Source organism: Cohnella sp. AR92, assembly GCF_003990975.1.
Taxonomy (GTDB): Bacteria; Bacillota; Bacilli; order Paenibacillales; family Paenibacillaceae; genus Cohnella.
On sequence record NZ_RZJR01000013.1, the window covers coordinates 154,277 to 165,512 of the forward strand.

Here is an 11,236-nt window from a genome sequence, read left to right on the forward strand (position 1 = left end):
AATAGCCTTCGCGGTCACCACTCCAACGAGTTCAAAAAGCGGCACGCATCCTCGTAGACCTGATCGCGCTCTTGATCCACGGTGATGATATGGCCCGAATGCTCATAATACTGTAGCTGCTTATGCTCCGCGCCGATATGGTCGTAAATGATCTGCGCGCTGGCTTGGTACAACGGATCGTCCAAGCGTCCTTGCATAACGAAGGTCGGCGCGGCAATGCCGTTCAGCTTCCCCCGCACGTCCGCGATCGTCCGGCGAAGGCCGTCCAGGGCGGGGATCTCCGTCTGATCCAATCGCTTCAGCTCGGAATCGATCTGTTCCGAGTTCTTCCCCTCAAGCCGCTTGTACATCGACGCATAATTCCGTACGCGCTGGTACAGGTCGTCTACGGTCTTCTCCTGGATCGGCGCGCACATCGACACGATGCCCTTCACCGGAAGCTCGCTTCCCAGCTTCAGAGAGAGAACCCCTCCCAAGGAAACGCCCGCGACGGCGATATCCGAGAATCCCTCGGCATTTAGGAATCGATAACCATCTAGAGCATCCTGCCACCAATCCTCCGGCCCCGATCGAATCAGGACATCCGGCTCTTCCCCGTGTCCTTTATACAGCGGGGCATGGCAAGTGTACCCGCGCAGGTTCAAGTATCTTCCCAATTGCTTGACATCCGCCGTGCCTCCGGTGAATCCGTGCAGCAGCAGAACGGCTCTTTTTCCACCCTTCATCGTAAACGGCTTAGGGGCAACGATCCTCATGCGATCCTCCTTGATGCGATAAGAAGATAACTCAAGCCATTATACAACGCAACCGATTAGCCATCAGCAAGAATCCGGGCGAAACTCAAGGATATTTTATGGAATCAGAATGATTTTGCCCGCGTGGGCCCGGCTCTCCAGAAGCCCGTGAGCGGCGGAGCCGTCCGCCAGAGAGAACCTTCTCGGCTCTCCAAGCCGGAGATCGCCCTGCCGAATGGCCGCGAAGAGCGCATTCGAGCGTTCGATCCGGCTCTCCCTCGTCGTCACATGGTTCCACAAGTCTCCGCCCGTCAACGTCTTCGACGTATCCATCAGCATGCGGGGATCGACCGGAGGGGGATCTCCGCCGGCCATGCCATAGAAGACGACGGCTCCTCTGCTCCGCACGGCCGCGAAGCTCTCCATCAGAGTCGAACCGACGGAGTCATAGGCGACATGCGCACCTTGCCCGTCCGCCGACCACCGAATCGCTTGGCTCACCCAATCTTCCCGGTAGAGCAGCACTTCGTCCGCTCCGGCCTGAAGCGCCGCCTCCCGTTTGGCGGCGGACGAAGTCAGGCCAAGCACCCTTGCGCCGCGGCTCTTGCACAATTGGGTCAGCAATTGCCCGACTCCGCCCGCGGCGGCATGGATGAGCACATCCTCGCCCGCCCGAACCGGATAGCTGTCGTTCATGAGATAATGAGCCGTCAATCCCTGCAGGAGCAGCGCCGCCGCCTGCTCGAAGGAGATATCGTCCGACAGCGGGATCGCCCGTTCGGCCGGAACGGATACGAGCTCGGCATTCGCGAACGGCACGTCCGCGAAGGAGACTCGATCGCCGACCCGAATATGGGGAACGTCCGGCGCCGCCCATTCGACAACCCCGGCTCCTTCGTAGCCGGCGATATAAGGGGGACTACCCGCAAGATGGTAATGACCGCGCCTTCGGTACACGTCCGCGAAGTTCAGACCGATGGCCTTCATTCGCACAAGCACGGAGCCCGGCCTTCTCTCGGGATCGGGCACCTCCACGTAACGAAGCACGTCCGGCCCTCCGAATCGTTCGAATACCAACGCTTTCACGATGACCCGCCGTCCTTTCCTTTTCTAAACTCTCACGAAAGAGAACCCCGTCCGAACGACTCCGTCTCGCCCCTCGCCATAGCCATTAGCTCGCTTACGGTCACGAGGCGATAACCCGCTTCCGAGAGCTCGCGAACCAAAGCGCGCACGGCCTCCATCGTTTGCGACCGGTCGCCGTATCCGTCATGGAAGAGCAAGATGGCGCCTTCCCGAATCGTCGGTCTCGTCTTCTCGAGAATGAAGCCGACGCCCGGCTGCTCCCAATCCCGCGCCTCCGGGTTGGCGGCCCCGATGCTGTCGTATTGGAACTCCTCGGCCGCAAGCGACAGGATCCGTTCGTCGACGGCTAGATACGGAGGCCGGAACGTACGAACCGGTTGGCCCGTCACCTTGCGAATGCTCATCTCCATCCGTCGCAGCTCCTCGCGAGCCTCTTCCAACGTCAGCTTCGTCATATCGGGATGGGTATAGGTGTGATTCCCGATCTCGTGTCCGGCGGCATGGACGGCCTCGGCGGTCTCCGCGCCCTCCTCCAGACTCGTGCCGACCATAAAGAAGGTTGCCCTTCCCCCGGCTTCCCGGAAAATATCCAGAAGCTCGGCGGTATAAACGGCATTCGGCCCGTCGTCGAACGTGAAGGCCACCGCTTTCTCTTTAACCGGAACCGTGTTCCATAGCCTCGGCTTCATGGGCTCAACTTCCTCTCTTCATGTTCCGAATAGGCGAACGGGATCGGCGTTATTAAGCCTCGATCGTGCCTTGCTGGCGGCTGCGGGAGATTCGGCGCTTCCGCTCGATCCAAACGAGGCAGGCATGAACGGCTTCTACGAGCAGAATGGCCGAGAATACGTCCAGAATGACATGCTGCTTCACGAATAGGGTAGATAGAATAATAAGGCTCGACATCCCGGTTATCAGCGTCGCGTTAAGCTTGTTGCGGAAAGAGCTGGTCCATATCGTCCTCATCACCATATAGCTCGAGAAGCAATGAATGCTAGGGAAGCAGTTAAACGGCTGGTCCCGATGATAAATATACCTCAGGATCATCGAGAACGGATCGTCGCCCGTAACGGAAGGACGGGGAACCGTCGTCTGAAAGACGGAATAAATGACGTAGCAGCTCAGAGCGCAAACGACGTAAGTCAGGAGCGCGCGGTAGTATACGTGAACGTCTTTCTTGAAAAAATAAACCAAGCATACGTAGATGTAGAAGATCCAGATCGAATAGGGCAGCGCGAATGCCTTCACCACGGGGATCGCTTTGTCTATGGGGGTTACCAGACTGTGCACCGCTTGGTTATCGATATTGTTCGTCCAAGCATACATGGAACCGAGGATCGGGAAAACGAGCATCAACAGCAACGGAGCGTACTTTTTCCACTCTACCTTTTTAAAGATCACGATCTCGCTGAACCTCCAATGTCCTTCGAAAATACTATAATTAACAATTAGTTTACCATAACAAATATTCCTTTTAATACTTGGAGATGATTTCCGCCATAAAAACCCTTCCAAGCGGAATGTCCGAAGACGGCCCCGCCGCTGCTCTCTGCTATTCCCAACCCGACTCCCCATAAATACCCCGAAGTAGGTATAGTCTTATTCGACTGCGCGGTTTACCCTGAACATCGGCGAATCCCGTATTCTACGATGAAGGGAATAGAAAATGATGAGAAAACGAGGTCTATCTACTCTGCTTGCGGCCGTCCTGCTTCTGCTGCCGGTTCTCGGGGCTATATCGACTATGGTTGACGTTGGGCCGGTCGGCGCCGCGGGCGCGCCGCCTTCGATCACATTGACGCCTTACCCGGATGATCCGACGAACGATGAGGTATGGATCGAGATCGATGCCGTCGCCGACGACGAAGCGGGCGGCAACCGGATTGACGCGCTTCGCTGGGCTGACGGCGTTCGGAATGCCTCCTACTTCGCGACCGGCGGCACGGACGTGCTGGACGACGGAGAATTCGAAGTAACGCGGAACGGCACCTATACGGTTTATGCCCGAGATACGGCAGACAATGAGGCGATAGAGACCATCACGGTCTCCAACATCGATAAGGATGGCCCGACGTTGACGCTGAGGCCGAGCACGACCGAGCCGACGAGCGGCAGCGTCACCGTGGAGGTCGATGCCTCGGACAGCAGCGGCATCGACGAAGTTCGTTGGTCGGACGAAGCTCCCCAGATGGATTCTCCTTGGCCGTCCCACGAGGTGATCGACGGCGAGTTCGTCGTCACGGAGAACGGAACGTACACGGTTATTGCTTTCGACAAGGCCAACAACCAAACGATGCGGCAGATCGCGATCGACAACATTCTGCCGGAGCTGTCGCTGACGCTGAGATCCTCGTCGTCCGGGGGCAAAGCGACCGTAACGGCAGAGCCGATCGTCCTGGGCAACGGCAATTCGCTCGAAGCGCTTCTCTGGGCCGCGGGCGATCTTCCGCTCCCTTATTTCCGAGAAGGAGCCAGCGAGGATATCACGGCGGCGAATCGATTCGACGTCGCTTCCCTCGGAACGTATACCGTCTATGCTCGGGATACGAACGGCAACGAGGTCATCAAGACGATCCGGATCACGACGCTTGGGAGCTCAAGCTCCTCTTCCGCTTCCGCTTCTTCGTCATCGAGCTTGTTTATCGCGACCATGAACGGCAAGCAGGCAGCTGTTTCGCTGCGCGAGTCGGCCGCCTCCGGATCGGGCACACAGCTTGTATACGAACTTAACCTGGACGATCCCGCGGAGCTGGCTGCCCTGGCGTCCCCGGACGGCAAGAACGAGCTTCGCGTTGCCTTGAAGGATCCGGCCTCCCATCCGATCGACGGAGTCTCCCTCCGTCTGTCGCAGAGGACGCTGTCTCGACTGGCAGGGCTTAACGCCAAGCTGACGCTGGACATCGGCGCAGCCGCTTACGAGTGGCCGATCAAGACGTTGGCTTCGGCTAGCGAAGACCCGGTCCTGCGGCTCACGGCGCTTCGCCAGTCGGCGGATGCCGACCAGGCGCTGGCAGACGCGAACGCGGCCGGCGCGGACGACTGGCGGGCGGAGCTGGCGGGGATTCCCGCCGAGATCGAGGCCGGCGGAGCAAGCGCGTCTGCCGAAGACTCTTGGCTCGTGCTCCCGCTGCCGAGCGGTCTTGCTTCCGCCGATCTCGGCAAGCTGGCCGTCTTCCTGAAGAACCGCGACGGAACGGGTACGATCGTGCCGGGCACGATCCGCTACGACTCGCAAGGACAAGCGGCGGGCATCGCGGTGCGCCCCGGCGCTTTCGCCCGCGCAGCCGTTCTCAAGGCCGAGCCGATCAAGACCCGGTTTGACCGCTATGCGAACGGCTACGCCGACGGCAGCTTCGGCACTGGCAAGCCAATCACGCGCGCCGAGCTGGCGTCTATGCTCGCCAAGCTGAGCGCGGCGAGCGGAAGCTCCGCCTCCGGAGACAACAGCGGCAGCGGCGCAGCGGCGTTCCAAGACGTGCCGGCCTCCTTCTGGGCGGCGAAGGCCATCGCTCAAGCGGCTGCGGCGGGTTGGATGAGCGGCGATTCGGAAGGCCGATTCCGTCCGAACGATTCGCTGACCCGCGCCGAGCTGGCTTCCGTGCTCGTGCGCTGGCGCAAGGAGCAAGCACCGGTTGGCGGCGGAACCCGCTTCCCGGACGCGGCTGCTTCCCATTGGGCTTTCTCGGCAATCGCCGCGGCAGCCGGCAAGGGATGGATGACCGGTTATACCGACGGCAGCTTCAAGCCTGACCAGGACGTGACGCGCGCCGAAGCCGTTACCGTGCTGAATCGGGCGCTCGGCCGCCCGAGCCCGTCGGACGGTCCATCTTGGTCGGACGTGGCAGACACCTATTGGGCTGCGGCTGCCATCCGCTCCGCCTCCCAATCGTTCGATGAGCTTCGTTATCTGAACGGCAAGGTTGAATTACTCGTCCGATAAATTAAGCTCTCGATTTAGGAAAATAGCGGCAGCAGGATCTCCCCTGTGCCGCTATTTCCTATTTAGGATCCATTGCCGCTTTCTTGAGCGGAATGCTATGGGCACGCGTAAGCCGCTTCCGGATGTTGATGCGGATGCTTATAAAGAGGCCGCTCAGGCTGCTCAACCTCTTTGCACTCTAAGGGAAATAACAGCCCTTATTTTCCCGAGAATCGGCCGTTTGAGAATCTAACGGAACCAGGGGCCCTTATTTTATAGAGAACAGCGAAATTTGGCCATCTCCACCTGTTTAAGCGTCTCTAATTTCCGTTACATCTCGAAGACTGGCTTTTGAGGCCGCTAAGGGTCTCTGACTTCCGTTACCGGTTGTTCCGCTCCATATCCCCCGGCTTCGAACTCGAATATCCGCAGAACCTCCTGTATCCTCAGTGCCTATGTCCTCAGAGCCTATATCCTCAGAGTCTATATTCTCAGAGCTTACATCCTCCGAACTTGCCTCCTCAGAACTTATCGACTTTGTACCAGAAGATAGGCAGCGGGAACCAGCCCGCGGGCGCCGGAACGGACATGTATCGGCCGTGCTGCGTAAGCAGAAGCTTCTGCGCCTCCTCCTTGTCTAGGACAACCGCTCCCGGCTTGGCCGACCGCTCGACCGTCACGCCGTTCGCGTCCGCGCGCGCGGTGACGGGCTGCCCGTCCATGACGGCGGAGAACTCCCCCGGAGCAAGTCCGATCGTCGTATGTTTAAGCGTCAGATAGGCCTTCAGCACATTAGCGAAGTCGATGATATGGTACATATCCGATGTCTCGATCGCGAAATCCTCGGCAATGGCGCCAAGGGCGGCATTCAGGGAAGCATCGTATTCCGGAGCGTGAATCGCGACCCGATCCGTCCCTTTATGCGCCAGATAAGCCTTGAGAGCACGCGGAATATCTTCGGCATGGTCCATCGCGAGCTCGGAGATTTCATCGCCGGCTTGGCTCGCGAGAAGATAGCCTATCAGTCTTCCGTTGTCCAGAACGCCTAGCGGCTGCTGGTGAAGAGTGGTTAGAATCGCAGGAAGTTGCTGAAGTTCGCGCTCAACAAAAGCAGGCCGAGCGGCGTTGATTCGATGCGCGAAGGCCTCTGCCCCTTCGATCTCGAACAGCGGACGGAAGGACAATCCCTGGTCGTCGACCTGCTTCAACGCGTGACGGACATTGGCTTCTCCCACTGTGTATTTGAACTTGACGCCGCCGAGAGTGAAGCCGAAATATTCGTATCTCTGGCGCTGGCCGTAAAGGACGATCATATCGTACGATTGGCGCAGTTCCTCGAGCCATCGGTTCATCAGCTCCTTCATATGCCCTTCGCCGCGCGCCCGGGGATGCACGGACACCGTACCCAAGTATCCGACGCGCAGGGTATCGCCGCATACCGTCAGCGTCTCGGGGAGAATGGCCACCTGCGCGCGCAGCCTGCCTTGCTCGTCCGCAGCGACCCAATGCATGGCGGGAGAGCCGGCGTTCTTGCCGTATGCCTTCGGCATCAGGGTCTCAAAGTCAAAGCGGAAAGCGTAGTTCGCTAGATCAATGCATTCCTCGCGTTCATCCGGTCTTGCCATCCTGTATTCAACCATCGCGTCTCACTCCGTCAGTCAAGTTGTTAGACATTCCTTCATCATCATGGCTTTCCTCATGATTTCATCATCATGACTCCTTAACCCTTCACCCATCAAATCCTTCATGCTTCTACTTGGCTGCCCTCTTCGACCGCGATCCGGTAAACGCCTCCCGCTTCCGCTTGGAACCGGACGCCGCCTTCCTGGATCGCCCGGACTTCAACCACCTCTCCGCCATTCGAGACCACGACTCGTTCACGGGTCCGAACGGTGCATGAACCTCCGGCCGCCGCTCGTATAACCGCCTCCGACAGCCGGCCGTTCTTCCAGGCGATATCGACCGTGTAGCCGCCTCTCGCGCGCAGTCCCGCGACGGTCCCGGCTGCCCAGGACGCCGGCAGCGCCGGGAGCAATCGCAGCTCCCCCGTGTGACTCTGTAGCAGCATCTCGGCAATCGCCGCGGTGCCCCCGAAGTTGCCGTCAATCTGGAAGGGCGGGTGATTGTCCAGAAAATTAGGCAGCGTCGAGTGGGTCAGAAGCGCCTCCAGGTTGCCGGCAGCCTCTTCCCCGTCCTCAAGGCGAGCCCAGAAGTTGACGATCCAGGCCCGGCTCCATCCCGTATGCCCGCCCCCGTTCGCAAGCCTCCGTTCCAACGTCCGGCGCGCGGCGGCCGCCAGCTCCGGCGTGCCTTCCGTCGTAATCTGGCTGCCGGGGTGCAGGCCGAACAGATGCGAGATATGGCGGTGGCCCGGTTCGGCCTCCTCGTAATCCTCATACCATTCCTGAAGCTGGCCGTGCCGCCCGATTCTCGGTAGAGGCAGCTTGTTCAGCACCCGTTGAAGCTCCGGCCCCAGCGCCTCGCTCTCCGGAATGCCGAGCAGCTCTTCCGTCTGCAGCACCGCCCCGAACAGCTCGCGAATGATCTGCGTGTCCATCGTCGGCCCCGCGCACAAGACGCCCGATTCGCCGTTCGGCAGAATATAGACGTTCTCCGGCGACACCGAAGGGCAGGTAACCAGCTCGCCGCTCTTCGCCTCCACGACGTAATCCGCCAGGAACAATGCCGCCTCTCTTACTGTCGGATAAGCCGCAAGCAGGAACTCGCCGTCCAAGGTGAACCGATAATGCTCCCACAGGTGGAGGGAGAGCCATGCGGCGCCCATCGGCCAGTAGGTAGAGGGCAGCCATGTATCCTGAGGAGCCGTATCGGCCCAGATGTCGGTGTTGTGGTGGGCGGCAAAGCCGCGGCATCCGTACATGACGGCCGCCGTATGCCGGCCCGGCTCGCGCATCCGCTCCAGCAGCTCGAACAGCGGCTCGTGGCACTCGGACAGCGCGCACGATTCCGCCGGCCAGTAATTCATCTGCGCATTGATGTTGATCGTATACTTGCTGTCCCACGGAGGCAGGAAATGCTCGTTCCAGATGCCCTGAAGGTTCGCGGGCAGCGAGCCGGGACGGCTGGAGGCGATCAGCAGATAGCGGCCGAATTGAAAATAGAGCGCGAACAGCCCCGGATCGGCTTCGCCGCCGGCCAACCGTTCCATCCGTCGTCCGAGAGTCATCTGTTCGAGCTCCGGATTCGCCTCGCCGAGCGACAACGATACGCGTCCGAAGAGAGCGCGGTAATCGTCGACATGGCGCCTGCGCAGCTCGTCATAGCCGAGCCTTGCCGCCGCCTGCGTCACGTTCAGCGCTCTCCCCGTCGGGTCCGCCTCGCGGAACGTCGTTGCGGCGGCCAGCACCAGGGTAACGCTGTCCGCGTTCTCCACGAGGAGATATTCGCCGATCGCCTTCACGATGCCGCCTTCCGCGGTCGCCCGCAGCGCGGCTCCGAACAGGCTGCCGCCTTCGCCGCCGCAGCTGCCGCCCATCCAGATGGCATCCTCGCCCGAACGGCCGATCCGGTCGGCATAACGCCAGCCTCCCCGTTCCAGTCGCGCGGAGAAGCTCACCGCGCCCGGCCGGTCGGCCGTCAGCCGGAGCACGATCGCCTGGTCGGGATAGCTGGCGAACAGCTCGCGCCGGTACGAGACGCCGGCTTGGCGGAAGGAGACCGTTACGGTGCCGGAGTCCAAATCCAGCACCCTCTCGTATCCCTCTATCTCGCCTTCCGGAAGCTCGAAGTCGAGCAGCAGATGGCCGAGCGGCAAGTAATGCCGCTGCGATTCCGGAAGTCCGGACAGCGCCATTCGAGCCAAGCACTCCGCTTCCTTCAGCTTCCCTTCGAAGATCAATCTCCGGATCTCCGGCAGGTTGGCCTTCGCATCCGGATTATTGCGGTCCCGCGGACCGCCGTACCAGACGCTGTCTTCGTTCAATTGCAGCCGTTCCTGTCCGGGCTGCCCGTATACCATCGCTCCCAGCCTGCCGTTGCCGACGGGGATCGCTTCCTCCCATTTCGACGCCGGACCGTCGAACAGCAGCCTCGAACGCGCCGTTCCCGATTGTCGCTCCATCAAAGATCGCTCCTTTTTCACCCTGGAAGAATCCATCGCATGAAGCCGGTACTCTGCAATAGTCAAAAAGGCCAACCGAATAGACAGGATGGCCCGTTACTAGATAGCAAAACGGAAGGGATGTTCAGTCCAACGCGCCGTAAACGACGTGGCGGAGCCGCGGATGCGTCTCCTGCTCCAGGTTCGGCATCATCTGCTGCATGTAGACGATCGATAGCTCTTCCGCGGGATCGACGAGCATATAAGTGCCTGCCAGCCCGGGCCAGCCATAGTGACCGACCGTACCGTTGTTGCCGCCGGCCGCTCCCTTCATCATCACCTGTACGCCCAACCCGTAGCCGAAGCCGTTGGAATCGCCGCCGAAATCGCGCATCTGCTGCTCGTTCAAGTGGTTCGAGGCCATCAGGGCGAGCGTGCGGCTTCCGATAATTCGTTCGCCGTCCAACTCGCCTCCTCTTGCAAGCGCTTGCGCGAATCGGCTGTAATCGCCGATCGTGGAGATCAAGCCGATGCCTCCGCTCTCCATCCGGGAGTTGGGGTCGTACCAGGCGTCCATCTGGGGATTCGAGCCGTTAGGAGTCAGCTTGCCCGCGTCGTAATCGTACAGCGTGCACATCCGATGCCGGTTCTCCTCCGTAATGCGGAACGACGTGTCGTTCATCCCCAACGGCTCGAGAATCTCCTTCTTCAAGTACTGTCCGTACGTCTGCCCCGACACCGCCTCGACGAAGGCGGCCAATACGTCGTGACTCAAGCCGTAGCGCCAGCGCGTGCCGGGATCGAACGCAAGCGGAACGTCCGCGAGCGCCTGCGCGAAGCTTCGCGCATCCGACTCTGCTGCCGATTTGACCCAGATCTCCGACGTTCGCCGTTCGGCATCGGTTGCCGCACCGCCGTACGTAATTCCGGACGACATCGTGAACAGATGCTTGATGCGAATCGGCCCGGCCGCGGCGCGGAGCGTCTCGTTCCCGTCCTCGCCGATAACGGCAACCTGAGGATTCGCGAACGCCGGCAAGTATTCTTCAAGCGGATCGTCCAGCAAGAAGTACCCCTGCTCGTACAGCTTGAGCGCGGCCACGCAGGTGACGACCTTGGTCATGGAATAAATCCGGTACAGCGTATCCGGCGCGATCGCCCGGTTCGACTCCCTATCGGCGAGACCGTAGCCGCCATCGTACAACACCTTCCCTCGACGCACGACCTTGCATGCAACGCCGGCCGGCCCGCGTTCGACGACTCTCTTGAGCAGCGCCGTCATTCGTTCGGACAATAGATCCTTCTCGCTCATAAGCCCTCTCCTCTCTTACCGCAACCCTATCTCCCATTTTATTAACCACATCAGTAGTTAATTCGATAAGAGGATCGTTCCAACCTTCTAGGAGCACGGAGGAATTTTTATTTAGTGCGATGGCC

General features: G+C 60.1%; 8 protein-coding genes. 1 reads left to right on the forward strand and 7 read right to left on the reverse strand.

The window, feature by feature from the left end:
• Positions 1-14: 14 nt before the first annotated feature.
• The 4 genes from ELR57_RS21615 to ELR57_RS21630 form a co-directional block, all read right to left on the reverse strand.
• The gene (locus tag ELR57_RS21615; RefSeq protein WP_126961169.1) at positions 15-755 is read right to left on the reverse strand and encodes an alpha/beta hydrolase; all 741 of its coding nucleotides are present in this window, start codon (positions 753-755) and stop codon (positions 15-17) included.
• 96 nt (positions 756-851) lie between these two features.
• A complete protein-coding gene (locus ELR57_RS21620) occupies positions 852-1,820 on the reverse strand; it encodes a quinone oxidoreductase family protein (protein ID WP_126961170.1) in 969 nt (322 codons plus the stop codon).
• A 32-nt stretch (positions 1,821-1,852) separates the two neighbouring features.
• Positions 1,853-2,509, reverse strand: a complete 657-nt coding sequence (locus ELR57_RS21625; RefSeq protein WP_126961171.1) for a polysaccharide deacetylase family protein — start codon at positions 2,507-2,509, stop codon at positions 1,853-1,855.
• Positions 2,510-2,561: 52 nt separating this feature from the next.
• The gene (locus tag ELR57_RS21630) at positions 2,562-3,221 is read right to left on the reverse strand and encodes a phosphatase PAP2 family protein (protein WP_158630120.1); all 660 of its coding nucleotides are present in this window, start codon (positions 3,219-3,221) and stop codon (positions 2,562-2,564) included.
• 265 nt (positions 3,222-3,486) lie between these two features.
• On the opposite strand from ELR57_RS21630, the gene ELR57_RS21635 reads away from it, so the two are divergent.
• Complete coding sequence (locus tag ELR57_RS21635) at positions 3,487-5,760, forward strand: S-layer homology domain-containing protein (protein WP_126961173.1); 2,274 nt, start codon at positions 3,487-3,489, stop codon at positions 5,758-5,760.
• 500 nt (positions 5,761-6,260) lie between these two features.
• Here the strand turns inward: ELR57_RS21635 and ELR57_RS21640 are convergent, their stop codons facing one another.
• The 3 genes from ELR57_RS21640 to ELR57_RS21650 form a co-directional block, all read right to left on the reverse strand.
• Positions 6,261-7,379, reverse strand: coding sequence for a GNAT family N-acetyltransferase (locus ELR57_RS21640; RefSeq protein WP_126961174.1), 1,119 nt, complete (start codon positions 7,377-7,379; stop codon positions 6,261-6,263).
• A 104-nt stretch (positions 7,380-7,483) separates the two neighbouring features.
• Positions 7,484-9,820, reverse strand: coding sequence for a glycoside hydrolase family 95 protein (locus tag ELR57_RS21645; RefSeq protein ID WP_126961175.1), 2,337 nt, complete (start codon positions 9,818-9,820; stop codon positions 7,484-7,486).
• Between the two features lie 124 nt (positions 9,821-9,944).
• Positions 9,945-11,111, reverse strand: a complete 1,167-nt coding sequence (locus ELR57_RS21650) for a serine hydrolase domain-containing protein (RefSeq protein WP_126961176.1) — start codon at positions 11,109-11,111, stop codon at positions 9,945-9,947.
• Positions 11,112-11,236 lie beyond the last annotated feature (125 nt).